We start from the raw sequence: 23,490 nt of genomic DNA on the forward strand, positions 1-23,490 counted from the left end.
CTATCCGCTGACCCTGAGTGTCGATGACCTCGGTGACGCCTTCAGCCTGACCTTGCTGGCCAGCACCCAGACCGATCCGCAGCGCCTCTGCGATTACCTGCACTGCGCGCTGGAAAACCTCGTGCTCGCGCTGGAGCAGGCGCCGCAGACACCGGTCAACCAACTGCCGATCCTGCCGGCGGCGGAGCTTGCGCAGGTACTGCTCGACTTCAATGCCACCCAGGTGGATTTCCCGACTGCACAGACCATCCAGCAACGTTTCGAGGCGCAGGTGGCCGAACGGCCGGACGCGCTGGCGGCGGTGTTTGCCGATGCGCATTTGACTTACGCCGAACTCAATCAGCAGGCCAACGCCTTGGCGCAGCACCTGATCGGCTTGGGCGTGAAACCGGATGATCGCGTGGCGATCGTCGCCCGCCGTGGGCTGGACACGCTGGTGGGACTGGTGGCGATTCTCAAGGCCGGCGCCGGTTACGTGCCGATTGATCCGGCGCACCCGGCGGAGCGCTTGAACTACCTGCTCGACGACAGCGCGCCAGTCGCCGTACTGACCCAAAGTCATCTGCGCGAGCGACTGCCGGCGCTAAGCGTGCCGGTGCTTGACCTCGACCGCCGCACTTGGCCGCTGACTGCCACACAAAACCCGCAGGTAGCGGGCCTGAGCACCGCAAATCTGGCCTACGTGATCTACACCTCCGGCTCCACCGGCCTGCCCAAGGGGGTGATGGTCGAGCACCACACGCTGAGCAATCTGGTCGACTGGCACTGCACCGCGTTCGACCTGTGCGCCGGGCGTCACACCTCAAGCCTCGCCGGCTTTGGTTTCGATGCGATGGCCTGGGAAGTCTGGCCGGCGCTGTGCGTGGGCGCGTCCCTGCATCTGGCGCCGACTCACGAGGGCGGCGAAGACATCGATGCCTTGCTCGCGTGGTGGTGCGCGCAGCCGCTGGACGTGAGCTTCCTGCCGACCCCGGTGGCCGAATACGCCTTCAGCCAGAACCTCGAACACCCGACCCTGCGCACGTTGTTGATCGGCGGCGACCGCTTGCGGCAGTTCAATCGCAATCAGCATTTCGACGTGATCAACAACTACGGCCCGACCGAGGCCACGGTGGTCGCGACCTCAGGTCTGGTGCAAAGCGGCGACGCGCTGCACATCGGCAAACCGCTGAGCAATGCCACGGTGTACCTGCTCGACGAACAACAGCGCCCGGTGCCTCTTGGCGTTGCCGGCGAGCTGTACGTCGGCGGTGCCGGGGTTGCCCGTGGCTACCTGAATCGCCCGGACATGACTGCCGAGCGCTTTCTGCGCGACCCGTTCAGCCCCTTGCCGAATGCGCGGATGTACCGCACCGGCGACCTTGCACGCTGGCGCGAGGACGGCAACATCGAGTACCTGGGGCGCAACGACGATCAGGTGAAAATCCGTGGCGTGCGCATCGAATTGGGCGAGATCGAAACCTGCCTCAACCAGTTGCCGGGGATTCAGGAAGCGGTGCTGCTCGCTCGCGAAGATCAACCCGGCCAGCCGCGCCTTGTGGCGTACTTCACCGAGCAGGCGCAGGTCGAAGCGCTGCCGGTGGGCGAGTTGCGCGCGCAATTGCTCAGCCGTTTGCCGGAATACATGGTGCCGACCGCGTTCGTCAAACTCGCCGCGCTGCCGCTGACCGCCAATGGCAAGGTCGACCGCAAGGCCTTGCCGGCGCCAGATCTGGCAGCGCTGTTCACCCGCGAGTACGCAGCGCCCGAAGGCGAGGTGGAAACCGCGCTGGCGCAGATCTGGGCCGACGTGCTGCAGGTCGAGCGGGTCGGGCGTCAGGATCACTTTTTCGAACTCGGCGGGCATTCGTTGCTGGCGATGCGCATGGTCTCGCAAGTGCGCCAGCGTCTGGGTGTCGAGCTGGCGCTGAGCGATCTGTTTGCCAACGCCGAACTGGCGGCGGTCGCGGCAGTGCTGAGCGAGGCCGGACGCTGTGCGCAACCGCAGATCGTGCCGGTCCCGCGTGACGGCGCGTTGCCGCTGTCGTTCGCCCAGCAACGCCTGTGGTTCCTCGCGCAAATGGAAGGCGCCAACACCGCCTACAACATTCCCGTGGCCCTGCGGCTGCGTGGCCGTCTCGACGACGCGGCGCTGCAACGCGCGCTGGCGCGGATCGTCGCCCGCCACGAAACCCTGCGCAGCCGCTTCGCGCAATTCAACGACGAAGCGCAAGTGCTGATTGCCCCGGTGGACACCGGCCTGTTGTTGCGGGTCGAAGACCTGCGCCAGCACCCGCAACCCGACGAGACCCTGCAGGCGCTGATTCAGGGCGAAGCCTCCGGGCCGTTCGACTTGCAGGACGATCCGTTGATTCGCGGGCGACTGGTACGCCTGGCGGATGATCACCATGTGCTGTTGCTGACCCTGCACCACATCATCTCCGACGGCTGGTCGATGGGTGTTTTGACCCGCGAACTGATGGCGCTGTATCAGGCGTTCAGTCATGGCCAGCCGGATCCATTGCCGCCCCTGGCGCTGCAATACACCGACTACGCGGTGTGGCAACGGCGCTGGCTCAGCGGCGAGGTGCTGCAACGCCAGAGCGAGTACTGGCAACAGACCCTCGCTGGTGCCCCGGCACTGCTGATGCTGCCTACCGATCGGCCGCGCCCGGCGCAGCAGGACTATGCCGGCAGCAGCGTTGCCGTCGTGCTCGACGAACGCTTGAGCGCCGGGCTCAAAGCCTTGGGTCAGCGTCACGGCGTGACCCTGTACATGACGCTGATGAGTGCCTGGGCGATGTTGCTCAGCCGCTTGTCCGGGCAGGCTGAAGTGGTGATCGGTTCGCCAGTGGCCAACCGCACCCGCGCCGAGATCGAAAGCCTGATCGGCATGTTCGTCAACACCCTGGCGCTGCGCATTGACACCTCCGGCGAGCTGAGCGTCGAAGCGCTGCTGGCGCGGGTCAAGGCGCAAACCCTGCAAGCGCAGGCGCATCAGGATCTGCCGTTCGAGCAAGTGGTGGAAATCACCCGGCCCGTGCGCAGCCTGGCCCACAGCCCGTTGTTCCAGACCTTGCTCAGTTGGGATGGCCTCGAAAGCCCGGCGCTGGCCCTCGGCGAACTGACGCTGGAAGGCGTGGCCGAGCCGAGCCACTTCGCCAAGTTCGACCTGTCGCTGAGCCTCAGTGAGTCCAACGGCAGCATTCGCGGATCGCTGGAATACGCCACTGCGTTGTTTGACCAGAGCACGGTCGAGCGCTTCACCGGTTACTTCCTGCGTCTGTTGCAGTCGATGGTCGCCAACGATCAGGCGCTGCTGGAACAGGCGCCGCTGCTGGCGCCGGAAGAACAGCAGCGTTTGCTGGTCGAGTTCAATGCCACGGCGGTCGATTACAACCTTGATCAGACCATTCACGGCTTGTTCGAGTCGCAAGTGGCGCGCTCGCCGCAGGCACCCGCCGTGGTCGCGGGGGAGCAGCAACTGAGTTACGCCGAACTCAACGCCCGAGCCAATCAACTGGCGCGGCACCTGCGTGATTTGGGCGTAGGGCCGGATGCGCGGGTGGCGATCTGCGTCGAACGCGGTCTGGACATGGTGGTCGGGCTGTTGGCGATCCTTAAGGCCGGCAGCGGTTATGTGCCGCTGGACCCGGCGTATCCGCTAGAACGTCTGGCTTACATGCTGGAAGACAGCACGCCGCTGGCGGTGCTGGTGCAGGGTGCGACGCGTTCGTTGCTCGGCGAAGTCGCAGTGCCGCTGATCGACCTGGATCAGCCGCATTGGCAAGCGCTGCCGACAGACAATCTATCGCTCGCTGAACTGACTCCGCAGCACACCGCCTACGTGATCTACACCTCCGGTTCCACCGGCCAACCGAAAGGCGTGATCAACGAACATCGCGGGGTGGTCAACCGCCTGCTGTGGATGCAGGACTCCTATCAACTGACGTCGGCCGACAACGTATTGCAGAAGACCCCGTTCAGCTTCGACGTCTCGGTCTGGGAGTTCTTCTGGCCGTTGATGACTGGCGCACGTCTGGTCATGGCCCGACCTGAAGGGCACAAGGATCCGCAATACCTCAGCGAAATCATCGAACGCGAACACATCACCACGTTGCACTTTGTCCCGTCGATGCTCGATGTATTTCTCGCTCATGCTGACACCGCGCGTTGCGCCAGCCTGCGGCAAGTCATGTGCAGCGGCGAAGCGTTGCCGGGCAGCGTGGTGCGGCGTTTCAAGCAGCAACTGCCGGGCAGCCAATTGCACAACCTCTACGGCCCGACCGAAGCCGCGGTGGACGTGACCGCGTGGAATTGTGCCGGGCCGCTGGAACAAACGCCAGACAACACGCCGATCGGCAAACCGATCGCCAACACCCGGATGTACATCCTCGATGCCCAGCAGCAACCGGTGCCGCACGGCGTGGTCGGCGAGCTGTACATCGGTGGCGTGCAGGTGGCGCGTGGTTATCTGAATCGCCCGCAATTGAACGCCGAACGCTTCCTCACCGATCCGTTCCAGGCCAATGGGCGGATGTACCGCACCGGCGACGTCGCCCGCTATCTGGCGGACGGCAATATCGAATACCTGGGCCGTAACGACGACCAGGTGAAGATCCGTGGCCTGCGCATCGAACTCGGTGAAATCCAGGCACGTCTGACCCAGATCGACGGCATTCAGGAAGCCGCCGTGCTCGCCCGCGAAGATGCATCCGGCGACAAGCGTCTGGTGGCGTACTACACCGGCGCACCGCTGGAAGTCGAAACGCTGCGCAGCCATCTGCTGGAAAACTTGCCGGACTACATGGTGCCCGCACTGTTCGTGCATCTCGATGCATTGCCGCTGAGCCCCAACGGCAAACTTGACCGCAAGGCGCTGCCGGCCCCGGATCAGGCGGCGCTGACCGCCCGTGAATACGAAGCCCCGGTCGGTGAAGTGGAAACCACGCTCGCGCAGCTCTGGGCTGAATTGCTCAAGGTCGAGCGGGTAGGGCGCCACGATCATTTCTTTGAACTCGGCGGCCACTCGCTGCTGGCGGTGAATCTGGTGGCGCGGATGCGTCGTGCCGGCCTGAACGCCGACATTCGCGTGCTGTTCAACCAGCCGACCCTCGCCGCGCTGGCCGCTGCCGTGGGCGGTGAACCGGAAGCCGAAGTCCCGGCCAACCTCATCCCGGCGGACTGCATGCGCATCATCCCCGAGCTGCTGCCACTGGTGGCGCTCGACCAGCCGAGCATTGACCGCATCGTCGCCAGCATCCCCGGCGGGGTGGCCAACGTGCAGGATATTTACCCGCTGGCGCCGTTGCAGACCGGCATCCTGTTCCACCATTTGTCCGCCGCACAGGGCGATCCGTATGTGTTGCAGGCGCAGTTCGCGTTTGCCGATGAACAACGCCTGAACATCTTTACTCAAGCCTTGCAGCACGTAATCCAGCGCCACGACATCCTGCGCACTTCGTTGTTCTGGGACGGACTGCAAGACCCGGTGCAAGTGGTCTGGCGTGAGGCGCCGCTGGCGTGCGAATACCTGGAACTGCATGACGCGGACGGCGATGTACTGGAGCAATTGCGCCAACGCTTCGACGCTGCGCAATACCGCATGGCCGTCAATCAGGCGCCACTGATGCGCGTGGTGCACGCCTGGGACGCCGCCAATCAACGTGTGGTGGCGTTGCTGCTGTTCCATCACCTGGTGATGGACCACGTGGCACTGGAGGTGCTGCAACACGAAATGCAGGCGTTCCTCAGCGGCCAGCCGCAACGTCTGGCCGAGCCGGTGCCGTATCGCAATTATGTGGCGCACAGCCGTGGCGCAATCAGTGATCAGGCGCATGAAGCGTTCTTCCGCGAAATGCTCGGTGACATCAGCGAACCGAGCGCGCCGTACGGCCAGCAGAGCATTGCCGAGGGCCACGCCGCAGAAGCACGACGGGTACTCGACCTCGATCTGAGTCAGCGCGTCAGGGCCAAGGCCCGGCGTCTGGGGATCAGCGCCGCGAGCCTGATGCATCTGGCCTGGGCGCAGGTGCTGGGAAAACTCTCCGGGCGAGACGCGGTGGTGTTCGGCACCGTGTTGCTGGGGCGGTTGCAGGCGGGCGAGGGCGCCGAACGCGCGCTGGGGGTGTTCATCAACACCTTGCCGCTGCGCGTCGATCTCGGGCAACGCTCGGCGCAGGAAGCCGCGCTCGCCACCCACCAACAGTTGAACGCGCTGCTGCAACATGAGCATGCGCAATTGGCGCTGGCCCAGCGTTGCAGTGGTATGCCCGCCGGCACGCCGTTATTCAGCACGCTGTTCAACTATCGCCACAGCGCAACTGCCGGCACGCCTTCCCCGGAGGCGGCGAACGCGTGGCAAGGCATGCAGTTGCTCAATACCCAGGAGCACACCAATTACCAGTTGAGCGTGAGTGTCGATGACCTCGGCGAAGGTTTCGGCTTCACCGCACTGGCCGCTCCCGGCATTGATCCCGCACGCATCTGCGAGTACCTGCAACGGGCGGTGAGCAACCTGCTGCAGGCACTGGAACAGACACCGCAACTGAGCATTGATCAAGTGTCGATTCTGGCGCCGGACGAACGCCGGCAATTGCTGGTCGAGTTCAATGCCACCGAGCGGGAATACCCGCGTGCGCTGACCGTGCACGCATTATTCGAAAGGCAAATGGCGGCAGATCCACACGCCATCGCTGTGGTGCATGGCGGGCAAATGTCGAGTTATGCCGATTTGAATGATCGGGCCAACCGTTTGGCCCACTACCTGATCGCTCAAGGCGCAAAGCCGGGCGCTCATGTGGCGATCCTGCTGCCGCGCTCGCGGGAGCTGTTGGTCGCGCAGCTGGCGATTGCCAAGTGTGCGGCGGCTTATGTGCCGCTGGACATCAACGCGCCGAGCGAGCGCCAGGCGTTCATGCTTGAGGACAGCCGCGCCGTGGCGTTGCTGACACTCAGCAGCGAAGAGATCGACTACGCCGCGCCGCGCATCGACCTCGACCGGCTCAAGCTCAGCGGTCAGTCGACGCACAATCCGAATCTGGCGCAAAGCTCGGACGCGCTGGCGTACATCATGTACACCTCCGGTTCCACCGGTACGCCGAAGGGTGTGATGGTGCCGCACCGTGGCATCGCTCGTCTGGTGCTGAACAACGGCTACGCCGATTTCAACCCGCAGGATCGCGTGGCGTTTGCGTCCAACCCGGCGTTCGACGCCAGCACCATGGACATCTGGGGGCCGCTGCTCAACGGCGGACGCGTGGTGGTGATCGATCACCAGACCCTGCTGGATCCGAACGCATTCGGTCGCGAATTGAGCGCCAGCGGCGCGACAATCCTGTTTGTCACCACGGCGCTGTTCAACCAGTACGTGCAACTGATTCCGCAGGCCTTGAAAGGCTTGCGCATGGTTCTGTGCGGCGGTGAACGCGGCGATCCGGCAAGCTTCCGTCGCTTGCGGGCCGAGGCGCCACAGTTGCGCATCGTGCATTGCTACGGCCCGACCGAAACCACCACTTACGCCACCACGTTTGAAGTGCACGAAGTGGCGGAAAATGCCGAAAGCGTGCCAATTGGCGGGCCTATCTCCAACACCCAGGTGTATGTGCTCGACGCGCATCAGCAACCGGTGCCGATGGGCGTGACCGGCGAGTTGTACATCGGCGGGCAGGGCGTGGCCCTCGGTTACTTGAACCGTGCCGATCTGACGGCGGAAAAATTCCTGCCCGATCCGTTCAGCGACCGTCCGGGCGCGTTGCTCTACCGCACTGGCGACCTCGTGCGCTGGCTGGCGCCGGGGCAGCTCGATTGCATCGGGCGCAATGACGATCAGGTGAAAATTCGTGGTTTCCGCATCGAACTCGGTGAGATCGAAAATCGTCTGCTGAGCTATCCGGGGATCAACGAAGCGGTGGTGCTCGCCCGGCGCGATGGTCAGGAACCGCTGCGGCTGGTGGCCTACTACACCGCGCACGACGGCACGCTGGAACTGGCTGACCTGCGTGAGCATTTGCAGACGCAATTGCCGGAATACATGGTGCCGAGTGCCTGGGTGCAGCTCGATACCTTGCCGCTGAACAACAACGGCAAAGTCGATCGCAAAGCCTTGCCCGAACCGGATGCTGCGGCGTTGTTCACCCGTGAATACGTTGCGCCGCAAGGTGAACTGGAAACCGCGCTGGCGCAGATCTGGGCCGAGACCCTGCAAGTCGAACAGATCGGCCGCCATGACCACTTCTTCGAACTCGGCGGTCATTCGTTGCTGGCGATGCGCATGCTGTCGCAGGTGCGCCAGCGTCTGGGCGTCGAACTGCCCCTGAGCGAGTTGTTTGCCGATCCGCATCTCAGCGCGGTGGCCGAGGTGCTGACCCGCGCCGGGCGCAGCACGCTGCCAGAGATCGTCGCGGCCGCGCCGGATCAAGCGCTGCCGCTGTCCTTCGCCCAGCAACGCCTGTGGTTCCTCGCGCAAATGGACGGCGGCAATTCGGCGTACAACATTCCGATCGGCCTGCGCCTGCGCGGGCAGCTCGATGTCGAAGCTTTGCAGCGCGCGCTGACGCAGATCGTTGCGCGGCACGAAACGCTGCGCACCCGTTTCGTCAGCGTCGACGATCAGGCGCAGGTGACGATTGCACCGGTCGATAGCGGCCTGCTGCTGCAGGTGGAGGACCTGCGCCAGGTTCCACAGGCCGAAGCCACGGTGCAGGCACTGCTCGCGCAGGAAGCCGTGACTGCCTTTGATCTGCAGCACGATCCACTGATTCGCGGACGCCTGCTGCGTCTGGCTGACGAGCACCATGTGCTGTTGCTGACCGTGCATCACATCGTCGCTGACGGTTGGTCGATGGGTGTGCTGACCCGCGAGCTGATGGCGCTGTATCAGGCCTTCAGTCACGGTCAGCCGGATCCATTGCCACCACTGGCGCTGCAATACGGCGACTACGCCGTGTGGCAGCGGCGCTGGCTCAGCGGTGAAGTGCTGCAGCGGCAGAGCGATTACTGGCAGCAGACCCTCGACGGCGCGCCGGCCTTGCTGACCCTGCCCACCGACCGTCCGCGTCCGGCGCAGCAGGACTTTGCCGGCAGCAGCGTCGAAGTACGGCTGGATGAGCGTCTGAGTGCCGGGCTCAAAGCCTTGAGTCAGCGTCACGGCGTGACCCTGTTCATGACCCTGATGAGTGCCTGGTCGCTGCTGCTGAGTCGTCTTTCCGGGCAGTCCGACGTGGTGATCGGTTCGCCGGTGGCCAACCGCACCCGGGCCGAGATCGAAGGCCTGATCGGCATGTTCGTCAATACTCTGGCCCTGCGCATCGACACCTCGGGCGAACCGAGCGTGGCCACGCTGTTGGCGCGGGTCAAGGCGCGCACGCTGGAGGCGCAGGCGCATCAGGATCTGCCGTTCGAGCAAGTGGTGGAAATCACCCGGCCCGCGCGCAGTCTGGCGCACAGCCCGTTGTTCCAGAGCACGCTGAGCTGGGACAGCAGCGTCGGCCCGCACCTGGCGCTGGGCGATCTGCGCCTCGAAGGTGTGGCTGCGCCGGGCCGGGTGGCCAAGTTCGACCTGACTTTGACCCTGGGTGAGGTCAACGGGGTGATTCGCGGTTCGCTGGAATACGCCACGGCGTTGTTCGATCAAGCGACCGTCGAGCGTTACGTCGGCTACTTGCAGCGCCTGCTGGCGGCGATGGTCAACGATGAGCAGACAGTCCTGGAGCGGGTGCAATTGCTCGCCGAGTCTGAGCGTCAGCGCTTGCTGTACGACTTCAACGCCACGGCGCGCGAGTATCCGCAAACGCTGACCGTACACGGGATTTTCCAGCAACAGGCAGCGGCGCATCCCAAAGCGGTGGCGGCGGTGCATGGCGAGCATTCGCTGAGCTACTTTGAGCTGAACGCCCAGGCCAACCGTCTGGCGCATCACTTGATCAGCCACGGCGTGCAGCCCGGCGACCACGTGGCGATCCTGTTGCCGCGTTCGCTGGAATTGCTGGTGGCGCAACTGGCGATTGCCAAGTGCGCGGCGGCCTATGTGCCGCTGGACATCAACGCGCCAAGCGAGCGGCAGGCGTTCATGGTCGAGGACTGTCACGCGGCGGCGTTGCTGACCCTCAGCAGTGAAGTCATCGACTACGCTGCGCCACGCATCGACCTCGACCGCTTGACCCTCAGCGGCCAACCGACGCACAACCCGAATCTGGCGCAGTCCTCGGAGTCGCTGGCGTACATCATGTACACCTCCGGCTCCACCGGCACCCCGAAAGGCGTGATGGTGCCGCACCGCGCCATCGGCCGCCTGGTGCTGAACAACGGTTATGCCGATTTCAACCCGCAGGATCGCGTGGTGTTCGCCTCCAACCCGGCGTTCGACGCCAGCACCATGGACATCTGGGGGCCGCTGCTCAACGGCGGGCGCGTGGTGGTGATCGATCACCAGACCTTGCTTGATCCGAACGCGTTCGGCCATGAATTGAGCGCCTCCGGGGCGACCGTGCTGTTCGTCACCACGGCGCTGTTCAACCAGTATGTGCAGCTGATTCCGCAGGCGCTGAAAGGCTTGCGCATTCTGTTGTGTGGTGGTGAGCGTGGCGATCCGGCGGCGTTCCGTCGACTGCTGGCCGAGGCGCCCGCGCTGCGCATCGTGCATTGCTACGGTCCGACCGAAACCACCACTTACGCCACGACATTTGAAGTGCGTGAAGTGGCGGAAAACGCCGAGAGCGTGCCGATTGGCGCGCCGATCTCCAACACTCAGGTGTATGTGCTCGACACGCATCAGCAACCGGTGCCGATGGGCGTGACCGGCGAGTTGTACATCGGCGGGCAGGGCGTGGCGCTGGGTTATCTGAATCGCGCCGATCTGACCGCCGAGAAGTTTCTGTGTGATCCGTTCAGCGAGCAGCCGGGTGCGTTGCTGTATCGCACCGGCGACCTCGCACGCTGGCTGGCCCCGGGGCAGCTCGATTGCATCGGGCGCAATGACGATCAGGTGAAGATTCGCGGTTTCCGTATCGAGTTGGGCGAAATCGAAAACCGCCTGCTCAACTGCCAAGGGATCAAGGAAGCGGTGGTGCTGGCGCGCCGCGATGGTCAGGACATCACGCGTCTGGTGGCCTACTACACCGCGCACGCCGGCCGTCTGGACAGCGCGGATCTGCACGCGCAGTTGCTGGCGCGACTGCCGGAATACATGGTGCCGACCGCCTGGGTACAACTGGATGTACTGCCGTTGAACAACAACGGCAAGGTCGACCGCAAGGCGCTGCCGGCACCGACGCAGGCAGCGCTGCTCAGCCGGGTGTATGTGGCGCCGATCTCGGCGCTGGAACAACATTTGGCGCGGATCTGGGCCGGTTTGCTGCAACTCGAACAGGTCGGTCGTCACGACAACTTCTTCGAACTGGGCGGGCATTCGTTGCTGGCGATGCGCATGCTGTCGCAGGTGCGCCAGCAGTTGGGCGTCGAGCTGACACTCGCCGAGTTGTTCGCCAATCCCGAGCTGGCCGCTGTCGCCGAAGTGCTGAGCCGGGCGGGGCGCAGCACCTTGCCGGAGATTTTGCCGGCGCCCCGCGACCAGCTATTGCCGCTGTCATTCGCCCAGCAACGCCTGTGGTTCCTGGCGCAGATGGACGGCGGCAACAGCGCCTACAACATCCCGGTCGGTTTGCGCCTGCGCGGTCGACTGGATGAAGACGCGCTGCAACGGGCTCTGGCACGCATCGTCGCCCGACACGAAACCCTGCGCAGCCGCTTCAGCCAGATCGACGATCAGCCGCAGGTGCTGATTCTGCCGGCCGAGAGCGGTCTGCTGCTGACGGTAGAAGACCTGCGTCAGCACCCACAGGCTGACAATGCCTTGCGTGGTCTGATCGAGGAACAGGCCTGCGCTTCGTTCAATCTGCAGCACGATGCGCTGCTGCGCGGACGTCTTGTGCGTCTGGCCGACGACCATCATGTGCTGTTGCTGACGCTGCACCACATCATCGCCGATGGCTGGTCGATGGGCGTGCTGACCCGTGAGCTGGCGGCGTTGTATCAGGCGTTCAGCCGTGGCGAGGACGATCCGCTGCCGCCGCTGGCGCTGCAATACACCGACTACGCGGTGTGGCAACGGCGCTGGCTCAGTGGCGAGGTGCTGCAGCGTCAGAGCGATTACTGGCAGCAGACCCTGGCCGGCGCGCCAGCCCTGCTGACCCTGCCCACCGACCGTCCGCGTCCGCCACAGCAGGACTATTCCGGCAGCCGCGTCGACCTGCTGCTCGATCAACACTTGAGCGCCGGTTTGAAAGCCTTGTGTCAGCGTCGCGCGGTGACGCCGTACATGGTGATCATGAGCGCCTGGGCGATGTTGCTCAGTCGGTTGTCCGGGCACAGCGACGTGGTGATCGGCTCGCCGGTGGCCAACCGCACCCGCGCCGAGATCGAAGGCCTGATCGGCATGTTCGTCAACACCCTGGCGCTGCGCATCGACACCTCGGGTGAGCCGAGCGGCGAGGCGCTGCTGGCGCGGGTCAAGGCGCAGACTCTGGACGCTCAGGCGCATCAGGATCTGCCGTTCGAGCAAGTGGTGGACATCAGCAAACCAGTCCGCAGTCTGTCGCACAGCGCGTTGTTCCAGACCATGCTCAGTTGGGACAACAACGACGACCCGAGCCTGACCCTCGGCGACCTGACCCTGGAAGGGGTGGCCGGCGACAGCCACTTTGTGAAATTCGATCTGTCGCTGAGCCTCGGCGATTCGCCCGACGGGATTCGCGGTTCGTTGCGCTATGCCACGGCGTTGTTCGATGAGTCGACGGTGCAGCGTTTTGTCGGCTACTTCCAGCGGCTGCTGGCGGCGCTGGTCAACGATGATCAGGCGGTGCTTGCGCGAGTGCCGTTGCTGGCACCGCAGGAGCAGCAGCGTTTGCTGGTCGATTTCAATGCCAGCGCCGTTGATTGTCCGCTGGAGCAGCCGTTGCATGGCTTGTTCGAAGCGCAGGTGTGGCGCAAACCGGACGCTGTCGCGCTGCAGTCCGCGCAAGGCAACCTGACCTACCGCGAGCTCAATCAGCGCGCCAACCGCTTGGCCCAGCACCTGCGCGAACTCGGTGTGCAGCCGGATGCGCGGGTGGCGATTTGCGTCGAGCGTGGGCTGGATCTGGTAGTCGGTTTGCTCGGCATCCTCAAGGCCGGTGGTGCCTATGTGCCGCTGGACCCGAGCTACCCTGCGGAGCGCCTGGCCTACATGCTCAAGGACAGCGCGCCGACTGCGGTGCTGGTGCAGACCGCTACTCGCGGGTTGTTCGATGACGCGGTCGCCACGGTGATCGACCTTGACCGCAGTACCTGGCAGCACCTGCCGGATCACGATTCGCCAGTGCCGGGCCTCAGTGCTTCGAATCTTGCGTACATGATCTACACCTCGGGTTCTACCGGGTTGCCGAAAGGCGTGATGATCGAACACCGCAGCGCCTGCAACATGGTGCATTGGGGTTCGCAGCTCAGTCCGCCGACCGAGCACGGTGCGCTGCTGCAAAAAGCGCCGTTCAGCTTCGACAGTTCGGTGTGGGAGATCTTCTGGCCGCTGTGTTCCGGGATGCGTCTGGTATTGGCGCGACCGGACGGCAACCGCGATTCGGCGTATGTGGTGCAGACCATTCGCGAGCAGCAGGTGACGGTGGTCAAGTTCGTTCCGGCGCTGTTGCAGCAGTTCATCGAGCAGGACGGTGTCGAGCAGTGCACCAGCCTGACCGATGTGCTTAACGGTGGTGGTGAACTCAGTGCAGCGCTGGCCCGCCAGGTGCGCGATCGCCTGCCGTGGGTGCGGTTGCATAACGTTTACGGCCCGACTGAAACCACGGTGGACAGTACGGGCTGGACGCTGGAACCGGACATGCCGGTGCCGGACAACGTGGTGCCGATCGGCACAGCCTTGAGCAACACCCGTTTGTACGTGCTCGATGCGTACGCTCAACCGGTGCCGCAAGGCGTCAGCGGCGAGTTACACATCGGCGGCGTAGGCGTGGCACGTGGTTATCACAGACTGCCGGAGATGCAGGCCGAGCGCTTCATCGACAGCCCGTTTGTGGCGGGTGATCGCCTGTACCGCACGGGAGATCTGGCGCGCTACAACAACCACGGTGAACTGGAATTCCTCGGCCGCAACGACTTCCAGATCAAGCTGCGTGGCTTGCGCCTGGAGCCGGGGGAAATCGAGGCACGGCTGATCGAGCATCCGGCGATTCGCCAAGCGGTGGTGATGGTGCGTGATGAGCGTCTGGTGGCCTGGTACACCGTGCGTTCCGGCGTAGAAGCACCGAGTCTTGAGACGTTGCGCAGCCATGTGCTGGAGCGTCTGCCGGAGTACATGGTGCCGGGCGCGTTCGTGTTGCTCGACGCCTTGCCGCTGACACCAAACGACAAGATCGACCGCAAGGCCTTGCCGGAGCCGGGGGCCGATGCGGTGATCAACCGCCCATACGTGGCGCCACAGGGTGAAGTCGAAACCGCGCTGGCGCAGATCTGGGGTGAAGTCCTCGGCGTCGAACAGGTCGGTCGCCATGACAACTTCTTTGAACTGGGCGGGCATTCGTTGCTGGCGGTGAAGCTGGTCAATCTGCTGCAGCGGGCCGGGCTGCCACTGTCGCTGGCCGAGCTGTTCCAGCATCCGACCATTGAGTCTGCCGCCGCGCTGCTCAGTCAGGGCGAGGCGCTCAGTCAGCCTGACGGGCTGGTCGTGGTGCGTGCCGGGGCGCACGGTACGCCGCTGTTCCTGCTGCATGAATTCAGCGGCAGGGACGTGTACTTCCCGACGCTGGCCCAGCACATCGGTGGCGAGTTCCCGATTTACGGCCTGCCTGGCGTGACGCTCGGTCAGCCGCAATTGCGCACGCTTGAGTGCATGGCGCAGCGCATGGTCGGGATCATCCGCGCGGTACAGCCTCACGGGCCGTATCGGCTGGCGGGCTGGTCGTTCGGCGGGGTGCTGGCGCATGAGGTCGCGCAGCAATTGCTCGGCCTCGATGAGCCGGTGGATTTCATCGGCATGCTCGACAGCTATGCGCCAAACCCACTCGCCCAAGACAAAACGATGTGGAGCGGCGAGGGCCTCGACAAGCGTCAGTTGCTCGGCCATTGCCGTGGGCGTTCGCTGATGCTTGGTGCTGGAAGCGAGACGGCGCTGGCGGCGGTGCAAGCGCTGGAAGCGCAAGTCGAACAACTGGATTTCCCCGAGCTGTTCAAGCGCTGTCAGGCGCAGCAACTGACCGATCCGGAACTGGCCACGGTCAGTGCGGTGGATGCCTGGCATTACTTTGATCGCGAAGCGGCGCATCGTCTGGCGCTGGCGCATTACCGGGTCAGCCCGGCGAGCCAGCCGATCCACCTGTTCCGTGCACAGGAACTGATGGAAGGCCAGTCATTGCCGAGCTCGACGCGCGGCTGGGAAGAGCGCTTCGACATTGGCTTGCTGCGCTGCATCGACATCCCCGGCGACCACCGGACCATGATGAAGCACCCGCACATCCAAGCGCTTGGCCAGGCCATTACCCAGGCGCTGGAAACCCTGGTGACGCCGGAACCGGCGCTGTATCAACCGCTGCTGACGATTCAGACCGGGCAGCCGGGGCATGCGCCGATTTTCTGTGTGCCGGGGGCGGGTGACAGCGTCACCGGGTTCATTCACCTGACCGAGGCGATCGGCCCGGAGTGGCCGATCATCGGCCTGCAACCGCGCGGGCTGGACGGCGTCAGTGTGCCGCACAGCGCGGTCGAAGCCGCTGCCGCGTTCTACCTGCAAGCCATCGAGCAGATCCACCCGCAGGGGCCGCTGCACCTGATCGGCCATTCGTTCGGCGGCTGGGTCGCGCATGCCATGGCTGCGCAGTTGCAGGCGGCCGGGCGCGAGGTGGCTTCGCTGACCTTGATCGACAGCGAGGCACCGGGCGGTGACGGCACGGCGGGCAAGCCGTACACGGCCACTGCCGCGCTGCAACGGCTGATTGACACCCTGCAGTTATCCTGTGGCAAATCGCTGGGCATCGATCCTGCGACCTTCGCCAACGCCGAAGACACCACGCAACTGCGACTGCTGCACGACGGCATGGTGCGCGCCGGGGTGTTGTCGGAGCGCGCGGCGCCGGACGCGATGCATGGCCCGGTACGCACCTTCGCCACGGCATTGCGCACGGTCTATCAACCGCGTCTGGCCTACACCGGGCCGGTGCGGCTGGTGCTGGTCGATGACCCGACGCTGGACGAGTGGGGCAATCAGCGCGAGCAGGCGGCGATGCTCGAAGGCTGGCAGCGGCAGGTCAGCGATCTGGCGGTGTGGTACGGGCCGGGCAACCACTTCACGATTCTCAAGGCGCCCAACGTCTTCAGTTTCGCCGCGTGGTGGCATGACGGCCTGGCGCTGACGGTCGGCGAAGTGCTGTCCTGAGTGTGGTTGTTCTATCAAGACCCGGCCGCTGGCCGGGTTCATCCCTGAACGGACTTGTGGTTATTTATGGAAAAGTCGAAGTTGCGCAAAGTCGGTATGGGGTTGGCATTGGCGGCGGTGGCCGGGTTGGTGCTGTACACGGTGCAGGCACCGGCCGAAGCGCCGAAATACCAGACCGCCCCGGTCGAACGCTCGGATATCGAAAACACTGTGCTAGCTACCGGTTTGCTGGAAGGCGTCAAGCAAGTGGACGTCGGTGCCCAGGTGTCGGGGCAGTTGAAGTCGCTCAAGGTCAAGGTTGGCGACAAGGTGAAGAAGGGCCAGTGGCTGGCCGAGATCGATCCGCTGGTGCTGCAGAACACCCTGCGGCAGGCGCAGGTCGATGAGGAAAACCTGCAGGCGCAAAAGCGCGCCACGCAAGCCCAGCTCAAGCAGACCAAAGCGATTTACCAGCGCTATCAGAACCTGCAGGAAGATGCGTCGATCTCGCGTCAGGACTTCGAAACCGCGCAATCGGACTACGAGGTGCAGCAGGCCAATCTGCTGTCGCTGGATGCGCAGATCAAGAGCGCGCACATCCAGATCGACACCGCCAAGGTCAACCTCGCGTATACGCGGATCGTCGCGCCGATCGACGGCGACGTGGTCGGCATCGTCACCCAGGAAGGCCAGACCGTGATTGCTAACCAGTTGGCGCCGATCCTGCTGAAACTGGCGGATCTGGACACCATGACCATCAAGGCCCAAGTGTCGGAAGCCGACGTGATTCATATCGCGCCGGGGCAGCAGGTGTATTTCACCATTCTCGGCGAAGACAAACGCTATTACGGCAAGCTGCGCGGCACTGAGCCGGCGCCGCAGAACTTCCTCGAAACGCCGCCGGCCGGCACCCCAAAACAAAACACCGCAGTGTTCTATAACGCGCTGTTCGAGGTGCCCAATCCCGACCATCGCTTGCGCATCTCGATGACCGCGCAAGTGCGCATCGTCCTCGATACCGCGCAATCGGTGCTGACCGTGCCGGTGGCCGCGCTTGGGCCACGCAACGCCGATGGCAGCTTTCCGGTGCGGGTGCTCGATGCCAAGGGCCAGGCGCAGTCGCGCAACGTGCAGACCGGGATCAACAACAACGTCAAAGTGCAGATCAATCAGGGCCTCAGCGAAGGCGAGCGGGTGGTGATCGGTGATCCGTTGCCCGCCGTGGCGGGGGCTTGAGCATGACGCAAGCGTTGCTGCAACTGACTGGCATCACCCGCAGTTTCACTGCCGGCGACCGCGAATTTCTCGCGCTGAAGGACATCAACCTGACGATCAATGCCGGAGAAATGGTGGCGATCATCGGCGCCTCCGGTTCCGGCAAGTCAACCCTGATGAACATCCTCGGCTGCCTCGATTACGCCACCGCTGGCAGCTACAAGATCAATGGCCAGGAAACCCGCGACCTCGATGATCAGGCGCTGGCCGAGCTGCGCCGCGATTACTTCGGTTTCATCTTCCAGCGCTATCACTTGCTGCCGCACCTGAGCGCGATGCACAACGTCGAGATGCCGGCGATCTACGCCGGCATCCCCGCGCCGCAACGCCACGCCCGCGCCCGCGAGCTGCTGGCGCGTCTGGGTCTCGACGGGCACCTGACGCACCGTCCGAGTCAGCTCTCCGGCGGTCAGCAGCAGCGGGTGAGTATCGCCCGGGCCTTGATGAATGGCGGTGAAGTGATTCTCGCCGACGAACCCACCGGCGCCCTCGACACCGCCAGCGGCAAGGAAGTGATGCGCATCCTGCTGGAGCTGCACGCGGCCGGGCACACGGTGATTCTGGTGACCCACGACCCGAAAGTCGCGGCCAACGCCGAACGCATCATCGAAGTCAGCGACGGTGAAATCCTCAGCGACCGGCGCAACCAGCGCGACACCGGGCAACTGTCGGACGAAGAGGAGGTGCCGCCCAAACCACCAGCGACACGCCGTTTGGTCGCCAGCCTCGGGCTGTTCAAGGAGGCCTTCAACATGGCCTGGGTGGCGCTGATTTCGCACCGCATGCGCACCTTGCTGACCATGCTCGGGATCGTCATCGGCATCACCTCGGTGGTGTCGATTTCGGCGATCGGCGAGGGCGCGAAAAACTACGTGCTCAAGGACATTTCGGCGATCGGCAGCAACACCATCGATATCTATTCCGGCAGCAGTTTCGGCGACAAACGCGCCGCCTCGATCGAGACACTGGTGCCGGCCGACGTCACCGCGCTGAATCAGCTGTATTACGTCGACAGCGCCACCCCGGTGGTCGGCCGCAGCATGCTTTTGCGTTATCGCAACATCGACCTCGATGCGCAGATCAACGGTGTCAGTGATCAGTATTTCCAGGTGCGCGGGATCAAACTGGAGGCGGGCATCACCTTCAGCGAGAGCGATGCGCGGCGCCAGGCGCAGGTGGTGGTGATCGACTACAACACCCGGCATCGGTTGTTCGGCGAGGGTGTCGATCCGCTGGGCCAGGTGATCCTGATCGGCAACCTGCCATGCACGGTGATCGGCGTGGCGGCCGAGAACAAAAACCTGTTTGCCTCTGGCAAGACCCTCAACGTCTGGGTGCCCTATGAAACCGCCGCCGGGCGTATCCTGGGCCAACGTTTTCTCGACAGCATCAGCGTACGGATCAAGGACGGCCAGTCGAGCAAAGTGGTGGAAAATCACGTCACCCAATTGATGCTGCAACGCCACGGCATCAAGGACTTCTACACCAACAACCTCGACAGCGTGATGCAGACCGTGCAGAAAACCAGCCGCTCGCTGGCCTTGCTCCTGTCGCTGATCGCGGTGATTTCGCTGGTGGTCGGCGGCATCGGCGTGATGAACATCATGCTGGTGTCGGTCACCGAGCGTACCCGCGAGATCGGCATTCGCATGGCGGTCGGCGCACGGCAGTCGGACATCCGTCAGCAGTTTCTGGTGGAGGCGGTGATGGTCTGTCTGCTCGGCGGGGCCATCGGCATTTCCCTGTCGTATGCCATCGGCCATCTGTTTTCGCTGTTCATCAAGGAATGGGAGATGGTGTTCTCCATGGCCTCGGTGCTGACGGCGGTGATCTGCTCGACGCTGATCGGCATCGTCTTCGGCTTCGTCCCCGCGCGCAATGCATCGCGCCTGGACCCGATTGAGGCGCTGGCGCGGGACTAATTGCCGAAGCTGATTGGCCGGGCTCGTGCCTGAAGTGCACACATCGAAAGGGACGGGTGATGAACCCGTCCCTGTTTTTCGCTTTCCAACTGTGGGAGCTGGCTTGCCAGCGATGGCGGCCTACCCGCCGACCAACCTCCCACCTGAATGCACGCAATCCAACTGTGGGAGCGGGCTTGCTCGCGAAAGCGGCCTCACAGTCGACCAATCCCCAACTGAATACACTCGGTCAAATTGTGGGAGCTGGCTTGCCAGCGATGGCGGCCTACCAGCCGACCAACCTCCCACCTGAATGCACGCAATCCAACTGTGGGAGCGGGCTTGCTCGCGAAAGCGGCCTCACAGTCGACCAATCCCCAACTGAATACACTCGGTCAAATTGTGGGAGCTGGCTTGCCAGCGATGGCGGCCTACAAGACGATCACCCTCCCACTGAATGCACTCATTCCAACTGTGGGAGCGAGCTTGCTCGCGAAAGCGGCTTGCCAGACAACATCAAAACAACAGAGCAAACCCCGCACATAAACATAACCCCGCAACCACGTTTAAAGTACACGAACCGTTACGCCATAACGGCTACAACGCCTTGCGCCGTTACCTACGCGTACGCCAGAATCCGCCGGCTTACACGACTATGGGTCGGGCTATATCGTTTCCCTGTCACTGAAAATCAGTGATCGGGTTTGGTAGCCCGTTTCTAAGTGTGATGGCGACGCCATATGCAGTCCCTTTTCAGGGGGACTCGATTTTTTATGGTGGCCATGCGTGGGGCTCCTTCGGGAGCGCCGGGTTTTCCTGCTTAGACCGGTCTACCAACCCGCGTATGGCCGCCACCCTCGTTTGGTAGCGAGAGTGATGGCTCCTTACTTTTGCTAAGCAGGAGCTTCACCTATGTTCAAAGCCACACCCAACCCCCCGGACACCTCGATCCCGTACGACCCAGCCCTCGACCCGCAGAAGATAAAAGCGGCAACCGACCGCGCCATCAACTTCTACCTCAACCCCGGCGCCCTGAAGATCTCGATCCCTTCAACCTCGTCATGCAAGGCGAACAGAATCTTCCTCATCGACCCCACCGTGGACGAAGAAACCTTGCTCGTCGAAGCCTGCGAATCATTAGCCGCCGCCAGCGATATGGCCCGCGACATCGGCGACACCGTCGACAACCCACAGCGCCGGGCGATGCTGATGCTGCATCAGGTGATCATGCTCAGTGAACTGATGGTCAACCGAGTACTGGACGGCCGCCGCGTGCCGAACTAATCACCGGTCCCGTGTAGGAGCTGCCGCAGGCTGCGATCTTTTGACGTTGCTTTAAAAAACAAGATCAAAAGATCGCAGCCTGCGGCAGCTCCTACAGTGAGTAATCCTTTCAAAGTGCCCCGATCGGAGTTCCAGCTGATGCCCGAAACCTCACCCAATCCACCAATCACAGACCCGCTATCGCCGTACGAATCCCTCAACTCCAGAAAGCTCCACGAAGCCGCCGAACGCGCCCTCGACCATTACCTCGCGCCCGCGAACATCATGGCAACGCCGTACACCCCCAGCAGCATGTTCCTGGTCAACCCGCAAACCGACACCGAATCCCTGCTGGCCAACGCCTGCGAATCCCTGGCCTCGGCCACCGTCATGCTTGGTGATTTCGCCGGCACGCTAGAAGGGCCAAACCGCAATACGGTGTTGGGCATTGCGCAGGTGGTGATGCTGGGGGAGTTGGCGGTGAATCAGGCGCTGGATAGAGTCGTGCCGAAGGATTAGGCCCCCAATGTAAAAAACCGCCGTCCGGGGAGGGCGGCGGTTTTTTTCTTCAGTGGCGGACTCAGGCCGCGCTGGTGGCGGTGGACGTGTCCTCCGGCGAGTACATCCAGCGCATCAACGAATGACGGCCACTGATCCCCAGTTTGATCGCCGCGCGCTTGAGATAGCTTTCCACCGTGTTGACCTTCAACTGCAACTGTTCGGCCAGCTCCGGTGCGGTACGCCCGGCGAGCAGGCCGATGCACACTTCGGTTTCGCGATTGGACAGGCTCAGGCCCAGTTGCTGCAAACGCTCGTTGAAGCGCAGCCGCAGGTTTTCCAGGCCCTGTTGCGCGCCGTCAGCGCCGGCCGACGGGTCTTCTGTACTGGTCTGCTGAGGTTGCAGGGCGTGAATGTGTTTTTCCACCATCGGCAACAGCACCGGAGAAATGTCCTGCAACAAACTCTGCTCCTGAGCCGAGAAGTGTTGTGACTGATCGTGGCGATACACCGAGATCACATAGCGGTAGCCGTCCTTGCGCCGGGTCAGGTGCAGCTGCGAGGCATCGGCGCTGGCCGCGTCTGGCGTGTCCATCGGCTCGCTCGAGCGTGCGGCAATCTGTTCGCAGAATACCGTTTCAGCCTGCTGGGCCGAGTCTTTGCCGGTTTCCGGCGGGTTGCGATGGGCGGGGCGGCCCACCGGCTCGACGCGCATCTGGCGAATGTGTGTGGCGTCCACCGCCAGTTGTGTCTGGATCAGGTCATGCAGCATCCGCGGAAAGTGCCGGCTGCCGGTGCTCGCAATGACTTTACCGATGTGGGGAAACAGGTGTGAATTCATAAACATCATCCATGAGTTGCAGGTGAAACAGTCCCATTCCTGACCTGCGTCGAGCATGTTCCCTGGTCGACGCAAATGTCAGGATGTGGATCCTATCCTAGTACAACGTTTGAAAGACGGTTTAATGAAGGTGTTATTAGCTCATAACCTCATTCGAGCTTTTCCGGCGCCACCACCCACACACTGCATGGCATCCGGTACAGCAGGTGTTCGACGGTGCTACCGATCAGGCGGCCCATGCCCCGGTGCGCGACGCGGCCCATGACGATTACGTCAATGTCGTACGCGTCGGCGTAACTGGCCAGTACCTTGGCCGGGTCGCCCATGATCATGTGCTGGTTTTCTGCCGGAATATCGTTGCGCTCGGCCAGTTCACGAAAGGCTTCGCCCTGGGCATCGAACAGCGCCTTGGCGGCGCTGGAGGAAAAGAACGCCGAGGCATAATCGAAACCGAATTCGGCGGCGCTGATCGAGGACAGGTCGTGGGCGTAGATCACGTCCAGCTCGGCTTTACACAAACTTGCCAGTTTGCCGGCTTCGTACAGGATCCGGTCGTTCAGACCCTGGTAATGCCCATCGCGATGGAACGGGTCGACCGCCGCGACAATACGCCGTGGCAGAGCATGTTGCACATGGCTGACAAAGTGCAGCGGCACCGGGCACTCGCGCAGCAGATGCACATCCAGCGGGGTGAACATCAGGCGTGACAGCAGCGATTCGTGCTCCAGTGTCTTGATCAGCGCCGCCATCGGCTGTTCGCGCAGGTGAATGAGGATTTCCTCCAGTGGACTTTCGACCCAGACCACCTCGGTGGTGACGTGCACCCCGAGTTTGCGCAGCGGCCGAGCCTGGTCTTCGAGCCATTGGTGATGGCGCTCGACGTAGCCCAGGCGCATTTGCTCCAGCGCCTGTTCATTGACCAGCCCGGCAGTCGCCAGGCCTTCCAGATAATCGAACGCAACGATGTGCAAGGCCGCGTCAGACGCCTTGGCCAGCGCGGCGGCGCGTTCGAAAGCCGGGCTGTTTTTCATCAGGGGCGAAACCACCAGCATGAAACGCGATTGCTCAGACATGACAAATCTCCCGTGGTTGATCGCACACACGACGCGAAAAGGCGGCGCGGTGTTCGTGCCGTGAGCCTTGCGCCCATCGTGGCGCCGGCATAGCGGGCGGGATTGATATTTGTCAACGGGACGATTCGGCAGTACAGCTCATCGGACGCGCGGTATGTGGTGACCGTAATGGCCCCTTCGCGAGCAAGCCCGCTCCCACGGGGATATGCGATGTTCACGGGTTGGGTGACTGCCGGAGATCCAGTGTGGGAGCGGGCTTGCTCG

General features: G+C 63.4%; 7 protein-coding genes (1 of these 7 running past the window's edge). 5 read left to right on the forward strand and 2 right to left on the reverse strand.

What is annotated here, in order from left to right; translation table 11 throughout:
- The 5 genes from E3Z29_RS14775 to E3Z29_RS14795 all read left to right on the forward strand — a co-directional run.
- Positions 1–16,396, forward strand: the 3' portion of a protein-coding gene (locus E3Z29_RS14775; protein WP_134786122.1) for a non-ribosomal peptide synthase/polyketide synthase. 1,448 nt of this gene lie to the left of the window's left edge; only the last 16,396 of its 17,844 coding nucleotides appear in the window; its start codon lies off the left edge, out of view; its stop codon occupies positions 16,394–16,396.
- 66 nt (positions 16,397–16,462) lie between these two features.
- A complete protein-coding gene (macA, locus tag E3Z29_RS14780) occupies positions 16,463–17,611 on the forward strand; it encodes a macrolide transporter subunit MacA (RefSeq protein ID WP_096797354.1) in 1,149 nt (382 codons plus the stop codon).
- Between the two features lie 2 nt (positions 17,612–17,613).
- On the forward strand, positions 17,614–19,572 hold the full coding sequence (locus tag E3Z29_RS14785; protein WP_134786123.1) for a MacB family efflux pump subunit: 1,959 nt from the start codon (positions 17,614–17,616) through the stop codon (positions 19,570–19,572).
- 891 nt (positions 19,573–20,463) lie between these two features.
- Positions 20,464–20,835: a DUF6124 family protein gene (locus E3Z29_RS14790; RefSeq protein ID WP_097093106.1), complete on the forward strand. Its 372-nt coding sequence runs from the start codon at positions 20,464–20,466 to the stop codon at positions 20,833–20,835.
- Positions 20,836–20,973: 138 nt separating this feature from the next.
- On the forward strand, positions 20,974–21,333 hold the full coding sequence (locus E3Z29_RS14795; RefSeq protein WP_134786124.1) for a DUF6124 family protein: 360 nt from the start codon (positions 20,974–20,976) through the stop codon (positions 21,331–21,333).
- A gap of 61 nt (positions 21,334–21,394) precedes the next feature.
- Here the strand turns inward: E3Z29_RS14795 and E3Z29_RS14800 are convergent, their stop codons facing one another.
- On the reverse strand, positions 21,395–22,153 hold the full coding sequence (locus E3Z29_RS14800) for a helix-turn-helix transcriptional regulator (protein ID WP_134786125.1): 759 nt from the start codon (positions 22,151–22,153) through the stop codon (positions 21,395–21,397).
- 149 nt (positions 22,154–22,302) lie between these two features.
- Complete coding sequence (locus tag E3Z29_RS14805; RefSeq protein WP_134786126.1) at positions 22,303–23,226, reverse strand: universal stress protein; 924 nt, start codon at positions 23,224–23,226, stop codon at positions 22,303–22,305.
- Between the last annotated feature and the right edge of the window lie 264 nt (positions 23,227–23,490).

Source organism: Pseudomonas sp. S150 (genome assembly GCF_004526365.1).
Taxonomy (GTDB): domain Bacteria; phylum Pseudomonadota; class Gammaproteobacteria; order Pseudomonadales; family Pseudomonadaceae; genus Aquipseudomonas; species Aquipseudomonas putida_A.

Excerpts from the sequence above, each read along its gene's own strand:
- E3Z29_RS14795 (WP_134786124.1), top strand. The coding sequence starts at position 20,974 with ATGCCCGAAACCTCACCCAATCCACCAATCACAGACCCGCTATCGCCG.
- macA (WP_096797354.1), top strand. The coding sequence starts at position 16,463 with ATGGAAAAGTCGAAGTTGCGCAAAGTCGGTATGGGGTTGGCATTGGCG.
- E3Z29_RS14785 (WP_134786123.1), top strand. The coding sequence starts at position 17,614 with ATGACGCAAGCGTTGCTGCAACTGACTGGCATCACCCGCAGTTTCACT.
- E3Z29_RS14790 (WP_097093106.1), top strand. The coding sequence starts at position 20,464 with ATGTTCAAAGCCACACCCAACCCCCCGGACACCTCGATCCCGTACGAC.
- E3Z29_RS14805 (WP_134786126.1), bottom strand. The coding sequence starts at position 23,226 with ATGTCTGAGCAATCGCGTTTCATGCTGGTGGTTTCGCCCCTGATGAAA.
- E3Z29_RS14800 (WP_134786125.1), bottom strand. The coding sequence starts at position 22,153 with ATGAATTCACACCTGTTTCCCCACATCGGTAAAGTCATTGCGAGCACC.